Source organism: Actinophytocola sp. KF-1, from assembly GCF_054661535.1.
Genome location: NZ_BAAFVK010000020.1, coordinates 15960 through 39025 on the forward strand (window position 1 = coordinate 15960; position 23066 = coordinate 39025).

At 72.0% G+C, this 23066-nt stretch carries 16 protein-coding genes; 1 reads left to right on the forward strand and 15 read right to left on the reverse strand.

What is annotated here, in order from left to right:
* Positions 1 to 406 precede the first annotated feature (406 nt).
* Positions 407 to 1789 carry a hypothetical protein gene (locus ACYQ77_RS41285; protein WP_459722428.1) on the forward strand — a complete coding sequence of 461 codons (1383 nt, stop codon included), beginning with the start codon at positions 407 to 409 and terminating at the stop codon, positions 1787 to 1789.
* Between the two features lie 463 nt (positions 1790 to 2252).
* On the opposite strand, the gene ACYQ77_RS41290 is transcribed toward ACYQ77_RS41285, so the two are convergent.
* The 15 genes from ACYQ77_RS41290 to ACYQ77_RS41360 form a co-directional block, all read right to left on the reverse strand.
* Positions 2253 to 3065, reverse strand: coding sequence for an NAD(P)H-dependent oxidoreductase (locus ACYQ77_RS41290; protein WP_459722430.1), 813 nt, complete (start codon positions 3063 to 3065; stop codon positions 2253 to 2255).
* A 2-nt stretch (positions 3066 to 3067) separates the two neighbouring features.
* Positions 3068 to 3481, reverse strand: coding sequence for a PaaI family thioesterase (locus ACYQ77_RS41295; RefSeq protein WP_459722432.1), 414 nt, complete (start codon positions 3479 to 3481; stop codon positions 3068 to 3070).
* 4 nt (positions 3482 to 3485) lie between these two features.
* Positions 3486 to 4049, reverse strand: coding sequence for an SRPBCC family protein (locus ACYQ77_RS41300; RefSeq protein WP_459722434.1), 564 nt, complete (start codon positions 4047 to 4049; stop codon positions 3486 to 3488).
* A complete protein-coding gene (locus ACYQ77_RS41305) occupies positions 4046 to 6229 on the reverse strand; it encodes a helicase (RefSeq protein ID WP_459722436.1) in 2184 nt (727 codons plus the stop codon). The genes ACYQ77_RS41300 and ACYQ77_RS41305 overlap by 4 nt, the downstream gene beginning before the upstream one ends.
* A 112-nt stretch (positions 6230 to 6341) precedes the next feature.
* Positions 6342 to 6950 carry a TetR/AcrR family transcriptional regulator gene (locus tag ACYQ77_RS41310; protein WP_459722438.1) on the reverse strand — a complete coding sequence of 203 codons (609 nt, stop codon included), beginning with the start codon at positions 6948 to 6950 and terminating at the stop codon, positions 6342 to 6344.
* A 147-nt stretch (positions 6951 to 7097) separates the two neighbouring features.
* Positions 7098 to 8258 (reverse strand): acyl-CoA dehydrogenase family protein, encoded by a 1161-nt coding sequence (locus ACYQ77_RS41315; RefSeq protein WP_459722441.1) that lies wholly within the window; start codon positions 8256 to 8258, stop codon positions 7098 to 7100.
* Positions 8255 to 10219: an acetyl/propionyl/methylcrotonyl-CoA carboxylase subunit alpha gene (locus ACYQ77_RS41320; RefSeq protein WP_459722444.1), complete on the reverse strand. Its 1965-nt coding sequence runs from the start codon at positions 10217 to 10219 to the stop codon at positions 8255 to 8257. Before ACYQ77_RS41320 ends, ACYQ77_RS41315 begins: the two co-directional genes overlap by 4 nt.
* A gap of 5 nt (positions 10220 to 10224) precedes the next feature.
* Positions 10225 to 11823: an acyl-CoA carboxylase subunit beta gene (locus ACYQ77_RS41325; protein ID WP_459722447.1), complete on the reverse strand. Its 1599-nt coding sequence runs from the start codon at positions 11821 to 11823 to the stop codon at positions 10225 to 10227.
* On the reverse strand, positions 11820 to 12965 hold the full coding sequence (locus ACYQ77_RS41330; protein ID WP_459722449.1) for an acyl-CoA dehydrogenase family protein: 1146 nt from the start codon (positions 12963 to 12965) through the stop codon (positions 11820 to 11822). Before ACYQ77_RS41330 ends, ACYQ77_RS41325 begins: the two co-directional genes overlap by 4 nt.
* A gap of 50 nt (positions 12966 to 13015) precedes the next feature.
* Positions 13016 to 14668 carry an acyclic terpene utilization AtuA family protein gene (locus ACYQ77_RS41335; RefSeq protein WP_459722451.1) on the reverse strand — a complete coding sequence of 551 codons (1653 nt, stop codon included), beginning with the start codon at positions 14666 to 14668 and terminating at the stop codon, positions 13016 to 13018.
* A 796-nt stretch (positions 14669 to 15464) separates the two neighbouring features.
* Positions 15465 to 16265: a TIGR03084 family metal-binding protein gene (locus ACYQ77_RS41340; RefSeq protein WP_459722453.1), complete on the reverse strand. Its 801-nt coding sequence runs from the start codon at positions 16263 to 16265 to the stop codon at positions 15465 to 15467.
* Positions 16266 to 16313: 48 nt separating this feature from the next.
* Positions 16314 to 17585: a type I glutamate--ammonia ligase gene (locus ACYQ77_RS41345; RefSeq protein ID WP_459722456.1), complete on the reverse strand. Its 1272-nt coding sequence runs from the start codon at positions 17583 to 17585 to the stop codon at positions 16314 to 16316.
* Positions 17582 to 19273 (reverse strand): IucA/IucC family protein, encoded by a 1692-nt coding sequence (locus ACYQ77_RS41350; RefSeq protein WP_459722652.1) that lies wholly within the window; start codon positions 19271 to 19273, stop codon positions 17582 to 17584. Before ACYQ77_RS41350 ends, ACYQ77_RS41345 begins: the two co-directional genes overlap by 4 nt.
* 53 nt (positions 19274 to 19326) lie before the next feature.
* A complete protein-coding gene (locus tag ACYQ77_RS41355; protein WP_459722457.1) occupies positions 19327 to 20595 on the reverse strand; it encodes a lysine N(6)-hydroxylase/L-ornithine N(5)-oxygenase family protein in 1269 nt (422 codons plus the stop codon).
* The gene (locus tag ACYQ77_RS41360) at positions 20592 to 21890 is read right to left on the reverse strand and encodes a pyridoxal phosphate-dependent decarboxylase family protein (protein WP_459722460.1); all 1299 of its coding nucleotides are present in this window, start codon (positions 21888 to 21890) and stop codon (positions 20592 to 20594) included. Before ACYQ77_RS41360 ends, ACYQ77_RS41355 begins: the two co-directional genes overlap by 4 nt.
* Between the last annotated feature and the right edge of the window lie 1176 nt (positions 21891 to 23066).

Consider the following 23066-nt stretch of genomic DNA (forward strand, 5'->3'; position numbering starts at 1 on the left):
ACGGCGGGCAAAACCACGAGCACATCACGCGTCTGCGCTGGCACCTGGACGGCAGCTTCCACCAAGAAGAATCGTCTCGCGCCAGCATCGTGAACTGGCTGGAAGAGAGCAGAACGAACCAGGCCGCGACCGAACCACCCCATGGCCCAACAACCTCCTGGCTCTTCCGCGGTTCTGAGAGTTCACCAACTGAGAACCTGTCTCATCCTCGTGTCAATCACCGTCCGCATCGTCCGAACCGGACTCGGTGGTACATCAGCGAGCCCCACGCCGAATTGTTGTGAACCCGCTCCACAGACCGACCCGGTGCCCTCGCCAGTCCTGTTCGGCATGAGAGCTGCCGGTGTCCGGCGCACCCCCGCGAACGATCCGCTATAAAGGCAGTGTCGGGGACAGAGGGGATCGAATGTCACAGGGTGCGCTTCGGCACGTCGCGGTCGTGGGTCTGGCCGTGCTCGCGCTGCTCGCAAGCGGTTGCGACGACGAGGAACTGCCGAGGTCGGCCGGCGAACCGTCGCCGAAGCCCGGTAGCGCGGCCGACGCCGCCCGGTTCGCGCCGATGGTCTGGCTCGCCGCGGGTGACGACCGGGGCCCGATGGACGCGAGCCGGTTCGTCGCGGCGTCGGAGCTGTTGTTCCTGGGCCGGTGCGGGGACGTCGCGGACCGGCAGCGCATCGCGTCCGACGTGGACGAACGGAAGCTGGGCGGCCGCGACGGCGCCTACACCGCACGGGAATGCGGCAGCGCGAAGTCCGAGCCCGAGGTCGCGTCCGACTCGTTCAGCGGCTCCGCGGAGTCCCCCGGCTTCTACCTCGACCTCGGGAACGAGGAGGACCTCCGCCGCGGCGACGGCCCGTCCGCGCCGGTGTACTGGCAGTTCTACGACAAGCGCGACGGGCACACCACCGCGTTCGTGTACTGGCTGTTCTACGGCTACAACGACTTCGTCAACAAGCACGAGGGCGACTGGGAACGGGTCGCCGTGCAACTGAAGGACGGCGAACCGGACGGATTGACCTTCTGGAAGCACGAAGAGGGGCCCTGCCGCGCCGCGTGGGACGACGTCGACAAGCGCGACGGGCACCCGGTGACCTACGCCGCGACCGGTTCGCACGGCTCGTACCCCTGGGAGGGCAGCTACGACGCCACGGCCCAGGGCCCGGACGCGTTCCAGCCGGTGACCGACACGACGTCGCGGGGCACCGAGTGGCACACGTGGGAGCACGCCCGGTCCGTGGTCGAGCAGCCGTGGTGGGGCTACCGGGGTCTTTGGGGTGACCAGAAGGGGGTTCCCGGCTCCAACGGCCCGCGCGGGCCGCACCCGGACCGGGAGGAGTCGGTGTTCGCCACGAAGCCGTGCGCGGGCCCGCTGCCGGATCCGACGGCGTCGCCCGGGCCGTCCGTCCCGCAGGACGAGCCGGCGCGGATCCCGGAGGCGTTCCTCGACACGTGGCGGTCGCCGGAACCGATGGCGCGAGCGGGCCTGGGCACGCCGTACTACGTCCGGATCCAACTGTGGGGCGAGGACTTCCCGGACGGCGAGGACTCCGAGGGCGTGAGCGGCTACAGCGACGACTTCGACAACCTGGCCGGCGTGGGCGAACTGTCCTGTTCGGCCGACCTCGACGCCACCGAGATCTCCGCGACCACGGTGGTGTTCGCGGAGACCGAGAGCATCGACGCCTACGGCAACTGCCCCGACAAGGGCACCGTCACGCTGACCCTCACCGGCGACACCCTGACCTACGACTACAGCGGCGGCGGCCACACCGTCCTGGTGCGCGACTGACGCGGCGCCTTCCAGGTCGAGTGCGCCCCGCGGCCCACAGCCGCACGAACTCCACGAAGGCCACCCGCAACGAGGGCGGCGCGTCAGGGGCCTGGCTCCCACAACGCCGCGAGGTCCACGGTCGTGTTGTCGATCTCGAGCACCAACCCGCGTCCCTGTCGGCTGACCATCCGCCGAGCACGTCGCGTCCCGTGCGGTGATCAGTGCCTCGTGTTCGGTGCGTCGGCAGCCCGAGCGGAGCCATGACCCGCGGGTTCCGCGTCCAGTCGTATGCCTCGGCCTGCCCGAGCAGCCGCACCTGTTCTGTTCCGTTTCGACCCACGAACAGACGAGGTCACCGACATCCGGGCTCGCCTCGATCCTCATGTCGTACCCGACTGTCAGTGCGAGTCGCTTGGTGCTGGCCAGGTAGCCGACCGGCACCTGCGGGCCGCGGTGAATTGTGACCAGAGCCGAGCGAGGGCTAACGCGGCGCCTCGGTGTCGCCACCGGTGCGGTCGCACTGGCCGCCCACGTAGTGGATGCCCACCCCGGTCTCCCCCGGCGCGTGTTCGTCCCGCAGCACGAGGTGGCTGTCGTAGTCGCCGCCGTTCTGGTGGCGGAACGGGATCGGGGGCGCGTCGGGCAGCGTGACCAGGCGTTCGGTGAGGCGTTTGGCGGCGTCGGCGTACTCGTCGTCGGACAGGGCGACCGCGCCGTTGACCACGAACGGCGGCACCGGGGTCATGCCGGAGTACCACAGCGTGCCGTGCGTGAGCGGGAACAGCACCTCGTCCAGCTCGCCGTGGATGCCGCGTGGGCCGGTGGTGGCCGCGTTCGCGCCGACGGTCGTGATCACCAGCGCCCGCCTGCCGACCAGCCCGCCGTCACCGTAGCGGCGGGCGCGGCCGGTGGCCGGGTCGAGCACGCCCTGTGCGAAGCCCTGCACGAACAGCCGGTCGAACCAGCCCTTCAGGATCGCGGGCATGCCGAACCACCACAGCGGGAACTGCACAACGAGCGTGTCCGACCACAGCAGTTTCTCCTGCTCGGCACGGATGTCCGGGTGCAGCGACCCGTCGTTCAGCGCCCGCTCGGACTCCTCCAGCACGTCCATCCGCTCGGCGGGATCATGCGCGAAGTCCGAGGCGCGCACCACCGGGTCCCAGTCCATCGCGTAGAGATCCGACTCACGCACCTCGTGGCCGTGCTCCCGCAGCACCGCGATCCCGTGGTCCCGCAGCGCCCCGTTGAGCGACCGCGGGTCGGGATGGGCGTACAGCCACAGCACTCGCATACTCATCCTCCGGTCACGACGACCGTGCCCTGCGCGAACGCCACGGCCGTCTCGGCACCTTCCTCGTCCACAACGGACAGGTCGCAGCGCGCGACCGCCCGCCGGCGGGTCGACTGGACCACCGCGGCCCGCGCGACCAGCGTGCGGCCGACACCCGGGCGCAGGTAGTCGATGGCGAACCCGCCGGTCAGCACGGACGGCCCGAGCACGGTGCCCGCCGCGAACGTGATCGCGTTGTCCGCCGCGTACGCCAGCACGCCGCCGTGCAGGAAACCGTTCTGCTGCTTCAGTTCGTCGCGGGTGTCGATCTCCAGCGTGGCGCCGCCACCACCGAAGGCGACCACGCGCGCGCCGACGAGAACGCTGAACGGCTGCGCGGCGAGCACCTGCCTGGCCAGCTCGAGTGTCAGCTCCACCCGGTCAGGTTACCCAGATCGGGCAGCGGTCGGGCACCTCGTGGAACCTGCGCAGCTGGTTGATGCCGGAGAGCCACCCGCACCAGCTGCGCTGCGGCGGCGGACCGCCACGCAGGCTCATGCTGACCGTCAACCGCGTCCCACCATCCACTTCGGACAGCTCCCACGTGCTGACGCCGGTGTCCTCGGACAGCACGAGCCGGCGGTCCGCGACCACCTCGACGACCGTCCCGACCGGCCCGCCGCCCTCGATCTCCCAGCGCCCGCCCGCGCGCGGCTCGAGCGACAGCGGCAGACCGAACCAGCGCCGGAACAGCTCCCGCTCGGTCAGCGACGCGAACACCGCGGACACCGGCGCGGCGATGTCGACCGTCGTGCTCGTCTCGTCGAACCGCAGGACCGGGCGGCCCTCCAGCTCGTCGACCGCGTTCGAGATCTCCAGGCAGCGCTGGGTGAACTCGCGGTCCCGCACCTCGGCCTCGATGAGACCGTCGTCGGTGACCGTGGCGTACGGGAGCAGGGCGCGGGCGTCGGCGGCGGGTGCCACCGTCCTGGCGGAGATCTTCACGGGGTCACATCATCGAGCAGCAGCAGGCAGTCCGGCAACGGGGCCGTGTGCACGACCCCGAGCCGCTGCGTCGCCCTGGTCAGCGCCACGTACAGCTCGGCGGGTCCGGCGTCGCCGGACATGATCGCCGCGGGCTCGACCACGATCACCCCGTCGAACTCGAGGCCCTTGGTGGAGCGGGGCGGCAGCACCAGCGCGTCCACGTTGAGCGTCGAGCCGTCCGGCGCGATCACCGCGACCGTGCCCTCGCCGATCTCCTCCTCCATGCGCGCGACCATCTCCGTCACCGTGGCCGCGAGCCGCTCCCGCGTGGTCCACCGCGACCACGGCTGGGCCCCGGTCGAGCGCACGGACTTCGGCGGCTGCGCCGCGGTGTCCATCGTGGACAGCAGGGACGCCGCGACGTCCATGATCTCGGCGGGCATGCGGTAGTTGATGGTCAGCTGCCGGTAGGTCCACCGGTTCGGCACGTACTCGTTCAGCATGTCCGCCCACGACCGCGCGCCGGCGGGCGACTCGCGCTGCGCGAGGTCGCCGACGATCGTCATCGACCGGCTCGGGCAGCGCCGCATCAGCACCCGCCAGTCCATCTCGGACAGCTCCTGCGCCTCGTCGACCACCACGTGCCCGTACGTCCACTCGCGGTCCGCCGCCGCCCGCTCGGCCAGCGACCGGTGGTCGCGCTCCTCCTGCCGCTCGGCCAGCGCCGTCGGGTCGATCAGGTCGACGGCACGCAGCATCTCCTCGTCCGGGTCCTCGTCGGTGTCGAGGATGTCGAGCACGCCGCGCGCGTACGCCTCCTGCTCGAGCCGCGTCCGCTCCGCCTCCTCGTCCGACTCGTACGGGCCGAGCAGCTCGGCCGCCTCGTCGAGCAGCGGCACGTCGGACACGGTCCACGCGTCGCCGCGCTCCCGGTGGAACGACTTCGGCGCACGGATCGCGGCGAGCCGCTCCGGCGAGGTGTACAGGTCGGCGAACAGCTTCTGCGGCGTCAGCCGCGGCCAGAGCAGCTCGACGGCCGCGGCGAGCGCCTCGCTGGAGATCAGCTCGCGGCGCACGTCCGCGGCCAGGTCCTTCGCCAGGTCGGGCGTGTCGCGGACGTCGAGCCAGCCCTCGCCGATCCGGTCGACGGCCTGCTCGGCCAGCTCCAGGATCAGCGCGTCGCGGAAGATCTCCTGCGCCCGGTTGTGCAGCCGCCCCGACCCGCGGGCCCGCTCCCGCGCCCGGCCGGCGACCGAGACGTCGATCTCGACGGTCACGTCGTCCAGCTCGACCTCGATCGGCGTCTCCGGCACCTCCTGCCGGTTCGCGACGGCCGCGTGCACCAGGTCGACCATCGCGAGGCTGCCCTTGACCTCGCGGTCCGGGTCGGCCGCGCGGGTGCGCACGCCGGGCATCAGCTGGCCGGTGGTGGCGAACACCACGTCGGTCTCGCCGAGGGACGGCAGCACGCCGCCGATGTAGCGCAGGAAGCCGGTGTTCGGGCCGATGATGAGCACACCGCGACGGGACATGCGCTCGCGGTGCGTGTAGAGCAGGTAGGCGACCCGGTGCAGCGCGACGACCGTCTTGCCGGTGCCGGGGCCGCCGTCGATGACGACCACGCCTGCGCGGTCGAGGCGGATGATCTCGTCCTGCTCGGCCTGGATCGTGGCGACGATGTCACCCATCGTGTCCGAGCGGGGCGCGTTGAGCGCGGTGAGCAGCACCTCGTCGCTGTCGGCGACGCCGTGTTCGAGCACGTCGTCGTGAAATGCGAGCACGCGGCGGCCGCGGACCCGGAAATGGCGCCTGCGCGTGACCCCTTCGGGATTGGCGGAGGTGGCCACGTAAAACGGCCGCGCGATCGGCGCCCGCCAGTCGGTGAGGAGCGGTTCGTAGTCGTTCTCCTCGTCGAACAGCCCGATGCGGCCGATGTAGGTGGTGCCGCCGCCGGTGTGGTCGAGCCTGCCGAAGCACAGCCCGTTGTCGGCGACCTTCAGCCGGGAGATCTGGCTGGTCAGCGTGGTCGCGGCCACGTCACGCTCCCAGCGCGCCTCCGTGGTCTCCGCGGTGCTGTCGATCAGCACGCCGTCGAGCTTGCCCGACGCGGTCGACCGCTCGGCGTCCAGGTGCGCGTACAACGACGCGATGTGTTCCCGTTCGGCCTGCAATTCCGCGTCGTAATCGCTCTTTGACAAAGGGGCCCCTCATCAGCTATAATCAACGCACTTTCTGGCATTCGCCGAATTTCTCGCACAAAAGCCAGCCATTGATTATGGCTTGACGTGGACCATTTGCCAAACGAGCCGGTCAGGGCTCCTCGTGCAGCGCGTCCGATAGCATGGTCGACCACTGGTCCAGCACGCGCTGCCGTCGCTTGCTGTCATCGGTCAGCAGGTTGGCGAGGCCGAGCCCGCGGGCCATGTCGAGGGTCGCCTGCACCGCCTCGCGCACACCGGTGCGTGACTCGTCGACGCCGAGCAGCTCCAGCGCGGTCCGGTGCGTCTCGCGCCCGACCCGCTCCTCCAGCTGCACGACGCTCGCGCGCAGCCGCTCGTCGGACGACGCCGCCACCCACAGGTGGATGGCCGCGCGGAACAGGGGGCCGGTGTACATCAGCTCGACCATCCCGACCACGGCCCGCGTGCGGTCCGGGCCCGCGGGCAGGTCGAGTGACTTGGATCGCAGCACCGCGAGGCGCTCCGACGCCACGTACTCGACCGCCGAGGTGAACAGGTCCTCGCGGGTCGGGAAGTGGTGCTGGGCGGCGCCGCGCGAGACGCCCGCCCGCTCGGCCACCACCGACACCGTGCTGCCCGACCAGCCGACCTCGGCCAGGCATTCGATGGCCGCCTCCAGGAGCCGCTGCCGGGTGGCCCGGCTGCGGTCCTGGCGCGGCTCGCGCAGGACTTCTGTCATTAGCGCGTGTCCTTTGGATCTTTGTGCGAAGTCTTGGCCTGATCAGCAGTTGCCTCAGGGGAACGTGACGGCACTCAGCCACTGACCGCCCGCGGTCCGCCGGTTTCGCTGGGTCGGGACCAACACTTGTGAATGCGGGGAGGCGGACTAGTACGACTTCGGGAGCCCGAGCGTGTTCTGCGCGACGAAGTTGAGGATCATCTCGCGGCTCACCGGCGCGATCCGGTTCACGCGCGCCGCCGAGACCAGCGCGCCGAGGCCGTACTCGGCGGTCAGGCCGTTGCCGCCGTGCACCTGGACGGCCGTGTCGACCGCCTTGATCGACGCCTCCGCCGCCGCGTACTTCGCCATGTTCGCGGCCTCGCCCGCACCCATGTCGTCGCCCGCGTCGTACAGCGCCGCCGCCTTCTGCGTCATCACCTTCGCCAGCTCCAGCTGGATCTTCGCCTCGGCGAGCGGGTGCGCGACGCCCTGGTGGGCGCCGATCGGGGTGCTCCACACCTGCCGCGACTTGACGTAGTCGACCGCCTTGTCCAGCGCGTAGCGGCCCATGCCGATCGCGAACGAGGCGGCCATGATGCGCTCCGGGTTGAGGCCCGCGAACAGCTGCAGCAGCGCCGCGTCCTGGGAGCCGACCAGCGCGTCGGCGGGCAGGCGCACGTCGTCGAGGAACAGCATGAACTGCTTGTCCGGCGAGACGATGTCCATCTCGATCGGCTGCCACTCGAACCCGGGCGTGTCCGTCGGCACGATGAACAACGCCGGCTTGAGCTTGCCGGTCTTCGCGTCCTCGGTGCGGCCGACGACCATCACGGCGGCCGCCTCGTCGACGCCGGAGATGAAGACCTTGCGACCGTTCAGCACCCACTCGTCGCCGTCCCGGCGGGCGGTCGTGGTGATCTTGTGCGAGTTGGAGCCCGCGTCCGGCTCGGTGATCGCGAACGCCATGCGCAGCGACCCGTCGGCGAACCGCGGCAGCCAGTGCTGCTTCTGCTCGTCGGTGCCGAAGCGGGTGATGATCGTCGCGCAGATCGCCGGGGACACCACCATGAGCAGCAGGCCACAGCCCTGCGCGGCCAGCTCCTCGGCGACCGCGGCGAGGTCGCCGATGTTGCCGCCACCGCCGCCGTACTCCTCGGGCACGTTCACACCGAGGTAGCCGAGCTTGCCCGCCTCGTCCCACAGCTCGGCGGACTTCTGCCCCGCGCGGGCCTTCTTCAGGAACCACTCGCCGCCGTAGCGCCTGCCGAGGTCGGCGACCGCCGCACGCAGTGCCTGCCGCTCCTCGGACTCGTTGAAACCGGTCACTGTTCCTCCTCAGCGCTGACGACGGCCAGTACGCGGCCGACCTCGACTTGGTCCCCCGCCGTGACACCGAGTTCGGTGACGACACCGTCCGCGGGGGCGTTGATCCGGTGCTGCATCTTCATGGCCTCCAGCCACAGCAGCGGCTGGCCCTCGGTGACCTTCTCGCCCTGCTCGACCGCGACCCGCACGACCGTGCCGGGCATCGGGGCGAGCAGCGACCCAGCCGCGACCTGCGTGGCCGGGTCGGGAAAGCGCTCCACCGGCACCAGCGCGACCGACCCGAACGGCGAGTCCACAACGGACAGCTTCGGGTACGCGGCCACGTCGAACCGCCGCCGCAGACCGTCCACGTCCAGCACGACCGTGGTCGGCGTCGCCTCGACCAGCCGGACACCGTCGTGTCCGATCAGCCCGTCCCGGCCGAGCCGGTAGGTGACCTCGTGTTCGGTGTCCCCGATGGTGAAGCGTTTGCGCTGCGGTGCCGACACCACGTTGCGCCACCCGCTGGGGATGCGACCGAGCACCGTAGCGCTCGCGCGGTTGGCGGCGGCGTCGGCGAGTGCGGCCGCGAGCACCGACAGCCGGACGGTCGGCTCGGTCGCGAGCGGGGTGGCGAGGTCGCCGAGGCCGTGCCGCTCGAAGAAGGCGGTGTCCGTGTCGCCCGCGAGGAACGCCGGGTGGCACAGGATGTTGACGAGCAGGTCGCGGTTGGTGGTGACGCCGTGGATCTTCGCCTTGGTCAGCGCCGCGGCCAGTGCGCGGGCGGCGACGTCCCTGGTCGGCGCTACCGAGATGACCTTGGCGAGCATCGGGTCGTAGTGCGGGCTGACGACGCTGCCGTCGTCCACACCGGAGTCGAGCCGGATGCCCGTGCCCAGGGGGACGGCGAACGTGGCGGTCACGCCGGGCACCTCGAACCGGTGCAGCGTGCCGCTGTGCGGGCGCCAGTCCGCGGCCGGGTCCTCGGCGTAGAGGCGGACCTCGATCGCGTGGCCCTGCGACGGCGGCGGCCCGGCCGGGAGCGGCCGTCCTTCCGCGACCCCGATCTGCAGACCGACCAGGTCGAGACCGGTCACGCACTCGGTGACGGGGTGCTCGACCTGCAGGCGCGTGTTCATCTCGAGGAAGTAGAACCGGCCGGTCTCGTCGGCGAGGAACTCGACGGTGCCCGCGCCGACGTACCCGATGGCCTTGGCGGCGTTGCGGGCGGCGGCGAACAGCTCGTCACGCATCCCGGCGATCTGCTCGACCAGCGGCGACGGCGACTCCTCGACGATCTTCTGGTGGCGGCGCTGGATGGAGCACTCACGCTCGCCGACCGCCCACACGGTCCCGTGCCGGTCGCACATGACCTGGACCTCGATGTGCCTGCCGGTCGCGAGGTACGGCTCGACGAACACCGTGTCGTCGCCGAACGCGTTCGCGGCCTCCGAGCGCGCGCCGTCGACCTGGTCCGCCAGCTCGGCCAGCGACCGGACGACACGCATGCCGCGACCGCCGCCGCCCGCGGACGCCTTGACCAGCACCGGCAGGTCGGCCTCGGTGATCGCCGCCGGGTCCAGCTCGGACAGCACGGGCACGCCGGCCTCGGCCATCAGCCGCTTGGACTCGATCTTCGAGCCCATCTGCTCGATGGCCCCGGGCGTCGGCCCGACCCACGTGAGCCCGGCGTCGATGACCGCACGGGCGAACGCCGCGTTCTCCGACAGGAAGCCGTAGCCGGGGTGGACGGCGTCGGCGCCGGACTCGCGGGCCGCGTCGAGGAGCAGGTCGGCGCGCAGGTAGGTGTCGGCAGGCGACACACCGGGCAGCCGGACCGCCGAGTCGGCCTCCCGCACGTGCGGCGCGTCGGCATCGGCGTCGGAGAACACCGCGACGGTCGAGATGCCGAGCGTGCGGCAGGTGCGGAAGACCCGGCGGGCGATCTCGCCCCGGTTCGCGACGAGCAGTGTGGTGATCATCCCGCTCACATCCGGAAGACGCCGAAGCCGTCGGCGCCCTTGATCGGTCCGTTGTGGATGGCAGACAGGCTCATGCCGAGCACCGTGCGGGTGTCGCGCGGGTCGATGATGCCGTCGTCGTAGAGCATGCCGGACAGGAACATCGGCAGCGACTCCGCCTCGATCTGGTTCTCCACCATGGCCCGCATGGCGGCGTCGTGCTCCTCGTTGTACTCCTGGCCCCGGCTCGCGGCCGCCTGCCTGGCCACAATGGACAGCACACCGGCGAGCTGCTGCGGGCCCATGACCGCCGACTTGGCGCTGGGCCAGGCGAACAGGAACCGCGGGTCGTACGCGCGGCCGCACATGCCGTAGTGCCCGGCGCCGTAGGACGCGCCCATGAGGATGGAAATGTGCGGCACTTTCGAGTTCGACACCGCGTTGATCATCATGGCGCCGTGCTTGATGATGCCGCCCTGCTCGTACTCCTTGCCGACCATGTAGCCGGTCGTGTTGTGCAGGAAGATCAGCGGCGTGTCGATCTGGTTGGCGAGCTGGATGAACTGGGCCGCCTTCTGCGACTCCTCGCTGAACAGCACCCCGCGGGCGTTGGCGAGGATGCCGACCGGGTAGCCGTGCACGCGCGCCCAGCCGGTGACGAGGCTCGTGCCGTAGAGCGGCTTGAACTCGTCGAAGTCCGAGCCGTCGACCACGCGGGCGATCACGTCCCGCGGGTCGAACGGCACCTTGAGGTCGGTCGGCACGATGCCGAGCAGGTCCTCGGCGTCGTAGAGCGGTTCACTGTAGACGCTCGCCGGCTGCGGGCCCTGCTTGCGCCAGTTGAGGCGCGCGACGATCCGGCGCCCGATGCGGATCGCGTCCTCCTCGTCGACGGCGAGGTAGTCGGCGAGCCCGGACGTGCGGGCGTGCATCTCCGCGCCGCCGAGTGACTCGTCGTCGGACTCCTCGCCGGTCGCCATCCTGACCAGCGGTGGCCCGCCGAGGAACACCTTGGCGCGCTCCTTGACCATCACCACGTAGTCGGACATGCCCGGCAGGTACGCGCCGCCCGCGGTGGAGTTGCCGAAGACGAGCGCGACGGTCGGGCAGCCCGCGGCGGACGCCCGCGTGATGTCGCGGAAGATCCGGCCGCCGGGGATGAAGATCTCCTTCTGCGTGGGGAGATCGGCGCCGCCGGACTCGACGAGGTTGATCGTCGGCAGCCGGTTCTGCGCGGCGATGTCGGCGGCGCGGAACGACTTCTTGGTGGTCCACGGGTTGCTCGCGCCGCCCTTGACCGTCGGGTCGCTGCCGCTGATCAGGCACTCGACGCCCTCGACCACCCCGATGCCGGTGACCACGCTGGCGCCGACCTTGTAGTCGGTGCCCCACGCGGCGAGCGGCGACAGCTCCAGGAACGGCGAGTCGGGGTCGAGCAGCAGCTCGATGCGCTCGCGGACGAGCAGCTTGCCGCGCTTGCGGTGCCGCTCGACGTACTTGTCGCCACCACCCGCGACGGCCTTGGCGTGCTCGGCCTCGATCTCGGCGAGCTTCTCGAGCATGGCCTCGCGGTTGGCCTTGTGCTCTGCGGACGTGACGTCCACGGTGGAGTTGATCGTTGTCATGCGTGGTAACCCAGCACTTTCGCGGCCAGCCCGGTCAGGATCTCGTTGGTGCCACCGCCGATACCGAGGATGCGGACGTCCCGGTAGTGGCGTTCCACTTCGGACTCGCGCATGTAGCCGAGCCCGCCGTGCAGCTGCACGGCCTCGTTGACGACCCACTCGCCCGTCTCGACGGCGGTGTTCTTGGCGAAGCACGCCTCGGCGATCACGTGTTCACCGGCGGCGTGCCGGAGCGCGACGTTGCGGGTGTAGGTGCGGGCGACGTCCACGCGCCGGGCCATCTCGGTGAGCTTGTGCTGCACGACCTGACGGCTGATGAGCGGCCGCCCGAACGTCTCCCGCAGCCGGCACCACTCGACGGTGAGGTCGAGCGCCCGCTGCGCGGTGGCGTACCCCTGGACGGCGAGCGCGAGCCGCTCGGTGACGAAGTGGGTCGCGACCTGCGCGAACCCCTGCCCCTCCTGGCCGACGAGGTTCCGCGCGGGGACGCGGACGTCCACGTAGGACAGCTCGGCGGTGTCCGAGCAGTGCCAGCCCATCTTGTCGAGCTTGCGGGTGACGGTGAACCCCGGCGTGCCCTTCTCCACCACCAGCAACGACAGCCCGTGGGCGCCCGCGTCGCCGGTGCGGACGACGGTGGTGACGAAGTCGGCGCGCACACCCGAGGTGATGAACGTCTTGGCGCCGTTGACGACGTAGTGGCCACCGTCCCGTTTGGCCGTGGTGCGCACGTTCGCGACGTCCGAACCGCCGTCCGGTTCGGTGACGGCGAGCGACCCGATCTTCTCGCCCGCGAGGGTCGGCTTGACCCAGCGCTCGACGTGCTCGGGGTCGCCCGCCGTGACGATGTGCGGCAGCGCGATGCCGGAGGTGAACAGGGACGCGACGAGCCCGCCGGAGCCGCCCGCGTAGTGGACCTCCTCGGTGACGACGGTCGCGTCGATGACGTCCCCGCCCCCGCCGCCGACGCTCTCCGGGAAGGCGACGCCGAGCAGCCCCAGCTCACCGGCCTTGCGGTGCAGGTCGCGCGGCAGTTCGCCGTCGCGCTCCCACTGGTCGAGATGTGGCCGTACCTCTTTCTCGACAAAGCGCCGTGTCGTCTCCCGCAACGCCCGCCGCTCGGGCGTGTCGAAGGGGTTCACGGTGTTGAATGGTTCGCTTCGCTCTGCCGCTGGCACGCCGTCGCGCTCGCTCACAGGAGTTCCTCCGGGATGTCGACGTGGCGGGAGCGGAGCCACTCCCCGAGCGCCTTGGCCTGCGGGTCGAACCGGCTGGAGGCGGCGACGCCCTTGCCGAGCAGCCCGTGGAACACGAAGTTGAGCGCCGACAGGTTGGGCAGCGGGTGCCGCTCGATGTCGAGGTCCTCGGCCTCGGGCAGCAGCTCCCGGACCCGGTCGACGGTCAGCTCGGCGGCGAGCCATGGGTAGGCGGCCGGGTCGCGGACCCAGACGCCGAGGTTGGCGTCACCGCCCTTGTCCCCGGACCGCGCGCCGACGATCGTGCCGAGGGGCACCCGCCTGGTGGGTCCACCGGGGACCGGGCTGTCGTCCTCCGGGGCGGCGACGGGCGCCACCGCGGTCACCCCGGGCGGCGCGATGGTGGTGCGGGTCCCGTCGGGGAGGACGGCGACGTGCTCGACGGCGTCCTGGGGCACGTACTCGGGCCGGTAGACGCCGACGGGTGAGCCGTCGCCGGGCGGGGAGGTGAGGGTGAAGCCGGGGTAGGAGGCGAGGGCGAGCTCGACGGCGGCGCGGGAGAACGCCTTGGCACGCCCGGGATCCGGGGTGCGGATGGTGACGTGGAGGAGCGCGGAGGCGGCCTCCTCGGTGTCGGCGTCCGCGTGGTCGGTGCGCGCGAGCGTCCACTCCAGACCATCGGCGCCGAGGGTGTCCTCGAGCTGCCGTCGGGCCAGCGCGGCCTTGGCGTCGATGTCCAGTCCACACAGGACGAACGTCATCGAGTTGCGGAACCCGTCGAGGGTGTTGACGCACACCTTGAGCGTGCCGGGCGGCGCCTCCCCGACCACCCCGTCGATCCGCACGCGGTCGGCCCCGTCCTGGCTGAGCCGGATCGAGTCGAAGCGGCTGGTGACGTCGGGCCCGAGGTAGCGGGGGCCCGCGATCTCGTACAGCAGCTGGGCCTTGACGGTGTCGACGGTGACCGCGCCGCCGGTCCCGTCGTGCTTGGTGATGACGGAAGAGCCGCTGTCCTCGATCTCCGCGATGGGAAACCCGGGGTGCGTGAGGTCGGCGACCTCGGTGAAGAAGGCGAAGTTGCCGCCGGTCGCCTGGGTCCCGCACTCGATGACGTGCCCCGCGACGGTCGCCCCGGCGAGCCGGTCGAAGTCGTCCCGCCCCCACCCGAAGTGGTGCGCAGCGGGCGCGACGACGAGGGAGGCGTCGGTGACCCGCCCGGTGACGACGATGTCCGCGCCCGCGTTCAGGCACTCGACGATGCCCCAGCACCCGAGGTAGGCGTTGGCGGTGAGGGCCCCGTCGAAACCGCGGGCGAGGAGGTCGTCCCCTTCGACGTGGGCGACCGTGACGTGCGGGTGCAACTCCCGGATGGCGGCGGCGAGCCCCGCGGGGTTGAGCCCGCCGGCGTTGGTGATGATCCGAACGCCCCGCTCGAGCGCGATGTCGAGCGTGTCCTCGAGCTGGCGCAGGAAGGTCCGCGCGTAGCCGCGGGACGGGTCCTTCATCCGATCCCGCCCGAGGATCAACATCGTCAACTCGGCGAGGTAGTCGCCGGTCAAGTAGTCGAGCGGGCCACCGGTGAGCATCTCCCGCATGGCGGAGAGCCGGTCCCCGTAAAACCCGGACGCGTTACCGATACGAACAGTCATGAGGGTTGGCCTCCGGCCCCCGGTTCAACGCTACGGCATGACACCGACAATCCAGCCCATCCGGGAGCGACCCCTGTGGACAACCCGCCGCGGGACGCACAACGCTGTCGGTGGTCCCCGGTAGTGTGGTTCCGGGGGCCGGAGGCCGCACCCCGGTGCGCTGCAGGCACGCACGCGAGCCGCTCCCGGGCACGCCCTACGCGGTTCTCGCGACCCGGTCCGCCAGTCCCACCACGCCAAGCCGGTCGCCCCTCAACCACGCGGGCCATCCAAGCTGTGGACAACCCTCCGCCGCGGCACCGAAACTGTCGGTGCCCTCCGGTAACGTGGATCCGGGGGCCGGAGGCCAGCCCCTCGACGAAGCCCCTTGTGGACAACCATCCTCCGCAAGCCCGAAACTGTCGGTGCCCACCGGTAGTGTGGATTCGGGGGCCGGAGGCCAACTCCGGCCACACTCCGCGGTGCTCTCCGCTCACGCGGTGCCGGGAGCCGCAGGCCAACCCCCGCTCATCAAACCCCGTTGTGGACAACCGTCCTGCGCAAGCCCGGAATTGTCGGTGCCCTCCGGTAACGTGGATCCGGGGGTCGGAGGCCACCGGAAGCCCTCCGACGAACTGCCTTGTGGACAACCGCACTCCGCCGATCCGGTTCTGTCGGTGCCCCGCGGTAACGTGGATCCGGGGGCCGGAGGCCAACCCCTCGACGAAGCCCCTTGTGGACAACCATCCTCCGCAAGCGCGAAACTGTCGGTGCCCTCCGGTAGCGTGGATCCGGGGGCCGGAGGCCGCACCCCCGCTCATCCCCGACTCCCGACTTCGCGCCCCGTGCCGGGCGGACCGGCGAACGCTTGCGCGATGTCCAGCCACACCGAGGCGTCGTCCCCGACCGCCACCAGCGCGGTGTCCGCGCGGTGCACACGCTGCGTCACCAGCAGGCAGAACTCCAGCGCGGGCCCGGTCACCCGCTGCGCGGCGTCCTCGGGCCCCCACGTCCACAACTCCCCGCCGGGCCCCATCAGCTCGACCCGGAACTCCTCCGCCGGCGGCTGCTTGCCCCGCACCATGAACGCGAAGTCCCTGGTCCGCACGCCGATGTGCGCCACGTGCCGCAGCCGCGCCGTCGGGGTGCGCCGGACACCGAGCGCGTCCGCCACGTCCTGGCCGTGCGCCCACGTCTCCATCAACCGCGCGGTCGCCATCGACGCCGCCGACATGGGCGGGCCGTACCACGGCAGCTTCGTCCCCGCGGGCAGTTCGAGCAGCGTCGCCGCCAGGCGGTCGCGGCCCGCGCGCCACCAGTCCAGCAGATCCGGCCGCTGCGCCAGCCGCGCGGCCTCGGCGTCGACGACCCCGTCGAGCCCCTCCTCCGCGGCCCGCGCCGCCTGCTCGGCGAACTCCGCCTGGAAGCCCTCCGGGTCGGTGGCCGCCAGCAGCGCCCGCTCGTCCGTCCACGCCAGGTGCGCGATCTGGTGCGCGACCGTCCACCCCGCCGCGGGCGTCTGGCGCGCCCACCCGTCCGCCGCGAGGTCCCGCACCAGCGCGTCGATCTCGTCCCCCTCGGCACGCAGGTCAGCGACGAGGGCGTTCAGCTCCACCACGCGGTCCACGATGGCACGCGCGACGCAATCAAGCAAGCATGCTTGTTTTTACCGACGCAGGTCACCCCGGCGGCGCTGCCAGTCGGTGACCGCGTCGCAGCCCGCCGCGATCTCCTCGTCGAGGTGTGCCAGCTGCGCCTCGACCACGGCCTCCCCCAGCAGCTCCCTGGCCAGGTCCGACGACGCGAGCGCCGCCCGTGCCTGCCACGGTGTCGACGGCAGCTCACCCGGCGCGGGCACGTCGAGCTCCTCGCGGATCCCCCACAGCCCCGCCGCCAGGATCGCCGCCACCACCAGGTGCGGCTGCGCGTCCGCCCCCGCGAACCGGACCTCGGCGCGCCTCGACGCACCCGTCCCGGCCACGCGGACCGACGCCGTCCGGTCGTCGACGCCCCACCGCACCACCCGCGGCGAGAAGTCCGCCGTCCGCAGCCGGACGTAGGAGTTCCACGTGGGCGCCCAGAAGGGCGTCAGGTCCGGCGCCGCCCGCAGCACCCCGGCGACGAAGTGCTCCAGCGGGAAACCGGGCGACAGCGAGATGTGCACGTGGCACGAGCTGCCCGCGCCCGGCCGCTCCGCCGCCAGGTATCCCGCCCGCACCCCGTGCTCGGCGGCGATCCGGCGCACCAGCAGCTGCTGCAGCAACGCGTCGTCGCACGCGGCCAGCGCGTCCCGGTGGCCGAGGACGACCTCGTACTGACCGGGGTGGCACTCGCCGCGCAGCGACTCGACGCCCAGGGCGTCCACTGTGGACCTGACGGCGGTCAGCACGGGGCGCAGCGGGTCCAGGCCGCCCGCCGCGTAGTCGAGGCCGTCGGCCACCAGCGGCGCACCCGACGGCGTGGTGAACGTGACCTCGTGCTCGATGCCCGCCGACGGCACGTAGCCCGCCGCCTCCGCCCGTTCCACCTGCCGCCGCAGCACGGTGCGCGGCGCGAACTCGACGTCCTCCGCGTCGCACACGACCAGCACGCCGTCGTCGCCGTCCGGCAGTGCCGAGCACAGGTCCGGGCGCAGCCGCAGGTCGCCGTAGGTCGTGGTGTACGGCTCGAACACCGGCGCCGCGACGGCCGCGCGTTCCGGGTTCCACGCGAAGGCGTACGTGCAGAGCCCGTAGCCGTCCGCCAGCACCGTGTCGGCGAAGAACCGGGCGCCCAGCTCCACCGCCGCGAACCGCGCGTGCGGGTCCGGCACCAGCAACGTCACCCGCCGGACCGTGCCGTCGTCGATCCGCGCCCGCAGCTCCGCCGCGACCGGCTCCGCCGCCGACGCGCGCGCCGCCAGCGTGCGCGGGCCGCGCGGCCGGGGACCGACGATCACCAGGCGCCGTCCGGATCGGGGGCGTGGAGCGGGTTCTTCGCGCGGCCGAAGCGCACGTCGAACTCGTCGTCCCGGTCGACCTTGTCGAAGCCCTGCCCCGCAAGGTGTTCGCGGTTGAGGGTGACGCGTTCGACGTCCGGCGCGAACAGCAGGCACGCGTCGAACCGGGCCGCGGTCTCCGGGTGCTCGTCGCGGTAGCGGCGGACGACCTCGCGGACCCGCGCCCACAGCGCCGCGCGCGGGTAGCCGAGGTCGTCGTGCAGGATCTCCGCCAGGAACCGCAGCTGACCGGCGAACACGGAGCTGAACAGGGACTGCGCGAGCAGGTGCGGCGCCCAGCGCAGCATGTCGGCGTTCGCCTCCGGCGCGAGCGTCGCGTACTCGGGCAGTTCCTCGTCCATCAGGTCGACGCCCTGCGCGAAGTCCTTGATCGCCACGCGCACCGGAAGGCCGCGCTCGTCGGTGATCAGGATCAGGTTCTGGCCGTGCGGGCAGAACCCGACGCCGTACCGCAGGAGCCAGTGCAGCAGCGGGGTGAGGAACAGGTCGAGCCACGTGCCCAGCCACTCCTCGGTGTCCACACCGGACTCGCGGATCAGCCTGGTGATCACCGCCTCGCCGTCCGGGCCGCGGTAGGGCAGGGCGGCGAACGACAACGCGCGCTCACCAGCCCCGACGCGGGCGCGCAACGGCTCACGCCACAGCGCGCCGAGCGTCTCGTGGAACCGGTACGGCAGCTCCTCGATGTGCCCGAACAGCGGGTGTTTCACCGAGACGCTGGCGACCTCGCCGAGCAGCTCGAACCGGTACTCCTTGTCCAGCAAGGGATCCGCGGCGCTGATCTGCCGCAGCCAAGTGGTGACGGCGGGCGCGGCGAGCGTCGCCGCCGCTGCCAGTCCTCTGTAGACGAGGGTGTTGCGCACCGAGACGGCGGTCTTCACGTCGCGGCGCGCCGGGTGGGTGACGTTCGCGAGCGTGCGGACGGTCTGGTGCGGCAGGTACGCGTCCGCGCTGTGCCCGACCGGCACGACGGTGCCCGCCGCCACCTCGGCGGCGTAGAGCGTCCCGATGATCTCGTCCGCCTGCCACGGGTGCACCGGCACCAGCACGTAGTCGTCCGGGTTGGACAGACCGGCGCGGAACTCGTCGTACTGCTCGCCCAGCTCCTCGGTCAGCAGCTGCTCCTCGGACAGCTCGGCCACGCACCGGAACGACGCGAAGTCGCGGTGCACGGCGAACCACCGCAGCGGGAACGCCTTGCCAGCCTCGGGTGCGTACACCTCGCGGTCGCGTGCGGAGAAGCCGACGCGGCCCTTGTTGAGCACCAGCCGCGGGTGGCCGGTCAGGTGGCCGTCGGCGTGGTCGTAGTCCATGGCGATCAGCTCGGCCGCGGTGGGCGCGTGCGCCAGCCGCGCGGCCTCGTTGGCGACGGTCGCGGTCATCTCGCTCAGCACGTCGGCGAGCCGCAGGCCGGTCAGCCCCAGCTGTGCGCGCGCGTCGACGACGAGCTGTCTCGGGTCCGCGACGGGCTCGCCGTCGCGGGTGGCGCTGCCGGGCTCGACGTGCCACGTCTCGAACGCGCCGCGCCGCGCCCGGAACCGGTAGGTGGCGCCGGGCAGTGCGAGCACGTACCCGTCACCGTCCGCTTCGGGCACGAGCAGGCCCTCGTAGCTCAGCTCCCCGAGCATCTTGTGCGTGATCAGGGCACCGGCGTCCCGCCAGGTCGTCAGCACTGGAGTCCTCACAATCCGAAGGTGGTGAACGCGGTCCGCTCGGGCAGCGGGTAGACCTTCTTGCCGCACACCGAGTTCAGGATCGTCGCGGCCCGCCACGCGATGAGCCCGAGGTCGGGCGCGCCGACGCCGTGCGTGTGCCGCTCGGCGTTCTGCACGTAGAGCGCGCCCGGCGTGGCCGTGCCGACGCGGTAGTCGGCGTCGACGACCAGCCTGCCCGCCGCGTCCCGGTCCAGCTCCGTCGCGAGTGGACCGAGCAGGTCGCCGAGGTCCCGTTCCTGGTAACCGGTCGCGCACACGACCGCGTCGGTCGTGACGGTCGCCTGGCCGCCCTGCTGCACGTGCCGCAACGTCAGCTCGACACCGCCGGGCTTCTGCTCGGCTGCCGTGACCTCGACCCCGGGCGCGAGCACGACGTCCGGCCAGCCGCCGCCGACGGTCCGCTGGTACAGCTCGTCGAAGATGTCGGCGATGGTCTCGGCGCTGATCGCCTTGTACAGCTGCCACTGCGCGGGCACGAGCCGGTCGCGGACCGGTTCGTCGAGGCCGTGGAAGAACCGCGTGTAGTCCGGGGTGAACTGCTCGAGGCCGAGCTTGGAGTACTCCATGGGCGCGAACGCCGGGGTCCTGGTGAGCCAGCGCAGCCTGCCCTGACCGGCCGGGCGTGCCCGCAGCAGGTCGAGGAACACCTCGGCGCCGGACTGCCCCGACCCGACGACGGTGACGTCGGGTGTGGCGACCAGCCGGTCGCGGGCGGGCAGGTAGTCGGCGGAGTGCACGGCGAACGGTCGCAGCGGCGCCGGGATCTTCGGTTCGGTCCCGACGCCGAGCACCACGTTGCGGGCCAGCACCCGCCCGGCGGGCGTGACGTCCAGCTCGAACGCGTCGTCGGCCGCCGACCACCGGATCGCGCGCACGGTCTGGTCGAACCGCAGGGTGGGCAGGCGACGGCTCACCCACGCGCAGTAGTCGGCGTACTCGGCGCGCGGGATGTGGAACTTCTCCGCGAAGTAGAACGGGTACAGCCGCTCGCGGTCGCGGAGGTAGGCGAGGAACGACAGCTGGCTCGTCGGGTCCACGAGGGACACGAGGTCGGCGAGGAACGGCACCTGCAGCGCGGCGCCGTCGATCATCAGGCCGGGGTGCCAGCGGAACGCGCTCTCCCGCTCGAAGAACGCGGTGTGCAGCCCGTCGAGCGGTTCGGCGAGCGCGGCGAGCGACAGGTTGGCGGGGCCGATGCCGACACCGACGAGGTCGTGGGTGGCGTCGCGGATCACGGCACCACCAGGTCGAGGAGGCCGGCGTACTCGGCGGCGGTCGCGGTGGGGCGCAGGAGGGTCAGCTTGAGCCACACCCGCCCGTCGATGGTGGCGCGGCCGAGCACGGCGGTGCCGTCCTCGAGGAGCCGCCGCCGGATCGCGGCCACGTCGTCGTCGGACGCGCCGGTCGGCCGGAAGACCACAGTGGACAGCTCGGGCCGTGCCCACAGCTCGAGGCCGGGATGCCGTTCGACGAGGTCGGCGACCTCGGCGGCGACCGCGCAGCAGTGCTCGACGAGCTGCCCCATCCCCCGGCGCCCCAGCGCGCGCAACGTCACGGCGATCTTGAACGCGTCCGGTCGGCGGGAGGTCCGCAGCGAGCGGCCGAGCAGGTCGGGCAGCCCGGCGTCGGTGTCGTCCTCGGCGTTGAGGTAGTCGGCCCGGACGTCCAGCGCCGTCATCGGCCGCTTCGTGGCGAGCACCCCGGCGGCGATGGGCTGCCAGCCGAACTTGTGCAGGTCGATGGCGGCGGAGTCGGCGTCGGCGAGGCCGTCGAGCAGCGGCGCGAGGCGGTCGCTGAAGAGGGCGGCGCCGCCGTAGGAGGCGTCGACGTGCAGCCACGCGTCCGGTGCCGCGGCCCGGATGCCGGCGATGGGGTCGACGGCCCCGGTGTCGGTGGTGCCCGCGGTGGCGAACACGGCCGCGGGCCGGCCGAGCGCGGCCAGGGTCTTCTCGAGGTGATCGACCCGCATGCGCCCCTGATCGCAGTCGACGAGCACCGGCGCGGGGAGCCCGAGGAGCCAGGCGGCGCGGGCGACGCTGTGGTGGGCGTTGCGGCCGCAGACGGGTTGGACGTCGCCGTGCGCCTCGCGGGCGAGGAGCAGCCCGAGGAGGTTGGATTCGGTGCCACCGCTGGTGATCACGGCGTCGGCGTGCCCGGCGAGCCGCGCGATGGCGGCGGTCAGGGCGGCTTCCAGTTCGCTCGCGATGGGCGCCTGGTCCCAGGAGTCCATGGAAGGGTTGAGCATGCTGGCGACGAGGTCCGCCGCGGCGGCGACCGCCAGTGGTGGTCCGTGCAGGTGGGCCGCGCACCAGGGGTGCGAGGTGTCGACGGACCCGGCGGCGAGGAGCCTGCTCAGCTGGTCGAGCGCGGCCTTCTCGCCGACCCCGTCGTCGGGCAGGAGGTCGACGTCGAGGGTCGCGGCCACGGCGGCGGGCCCGCCGGGCGGCACGGGCCGGGCCGGAGCGGCCGCCGCCATGGCGTCGAGTGCCACCGTGACGAGGTCACGAACCGACTCGGAACTGGCCAGCATGGGACTCCTTCTTAGGCAAACCTAACTTCTGGGGGGACTGTACTGGACCCCCAGGCAGACGACGGTGCCACGCGGCGCTTCGCGGGCGCGACCCCATTCGCCGGGCACCCGGCTGCGCCATCCGGCCGCACCGATCGCCTCCTCAGCCCCGCTCGCACCGCCGGGTTCAGCGTCGCACGCCGAAGCCACGTGCCCAACGACCTTGAGGGCGAGATTTGCGGGGGCGGCCTCCGGCCCCCGGTTTCCAGCGTACGGGGCGGGGCCGACAACGAGGCCCGGGTTGGGTGGGGTTGTCCACAGGTGCTCGGGTTGTCCACAGGTGACGATCTGGTGGGGGTGATGTGTCGGTGCTCGCCGGTAGGCTGGATTCCGGGGGCCGGAGGCCGCCTGGGTGGGTTTGGCAGGGGGTCTGGGGCTGCGGCTTGTCGACTGCGCGGGTGGGACAAGCGCAGGGAGGCTGAGCGGGGCGCGAAGCGCCCGGCACGCCGGAAGCCTCACGCTGGACGGGCGGATCCATCTGCAGCAGCAGGCTGGTTGCGGACGCGCGGCACGCTGAAAAGGCACCGTGCGCTCGAAACGCCGGCCTGGCGCGCAGTGGCCCGCAGCTCAGCGAGACCGAACTGGGCACGAAGCGCCCGCAACTCGACAAGGCCAAGCGCCCCGCGGGTCGGCAAGGCCGAACAGACGTCGAGCGCCCGGCAGCGATGGCGCACAGCCCGCACTTCGGGGCAAACGCCGCACCTGGCACCCGCGCAACGCGCGGCCGGGCGCAGCCCGGCAACGCAACCTCGCGCAAGGCGAGCACCCCGACATGGCCGGGGGTAGCCCGGCAGCGCAATCCCGCACACAGCGATAGCGTCCGGCCGACGTAGCCCCCGAGCGCAGCCCTGCACAAACGCGAGCACCGGGCAAGTCGGGCAAACCGGGCCGGGCACAGCCCAGATGTCCACACTGGCCAGGCAGACCCCGCAACCCAAACCGGGCCGGGCACAGCCCCGTAACGCCAACCGGACGGAGCGAAACCGAACCGAGCAAACCGCGCTTAGCGCAGCCCGGGCAGCGCGAGCGAGGGCCGGCAGAGCCGGGCAACGGACAGTCGAACCGGCATAGCCGGATCGGGCACAGCCGCCTGCGCAAAAGCTGTACCGGACGCAGTCCGCCCGCACAGAGCTGGAT

Coding starts and splice junctions, on each gene's coding strand:
- ACYQ77_RS41285 (WP_459722428.1), top strand. CDS start 407: ATGTCACAGGGTGCGCTTCGGCACGTCGCGGTCGTGGGTCTGGCCGTG.
- ACYQ77_RS41290 (WP_459722430.1), bottom strand. CDS start 3,065: ATGCGAGTGCTGTGGCTGTACGCCCATCCCGACCCGCGGTCGCTCAAC.
- ACYQ77_RS41310 (WP_459722438.1), bottom strand. CDS start 6,950: ATGACAGAAGTCCTGCGCGAGCCGCGCCAGGACCGCAGCCGGGCCACC.
- ACYQ77_RS41320 (WP_459722444.1), bottom strand. CDS start 10,219: ATGATCACCACACTGCTCGTCGCGAACCGGGGCGAGATCGCCCGCCGG.
- ACYQ77_RS41325 (WP_459722447.1), bottom strand. CDS start 11,823: ATGACAACGATCAACTCCACCGTGGACGTCACGTCCGCAGAGCACAAG.
- ACYQ77_RS41335 (WP_459722451.1), bottom strand. CDS start 14,668: ATGACTGTTCGTATCGGTAACGCGTCCGGGTTTTACGGGGACCGGCTC.
- ACYQ77_RS41350 (WP_459722652.1), bottom strand. CDS start 19,273: ATGCTCGGGGAGCTGAGCTACGAGGGCCTGCTCGTGCCCGAAGCGGAC.
- ACYQ77_RS41360 (WP_459722460.1), bottom strand. CDS start 21,890: ATGCTGGCCAGTTCCGAGTCGGTTCGTGACCTCGTCACGGTGGCACTC.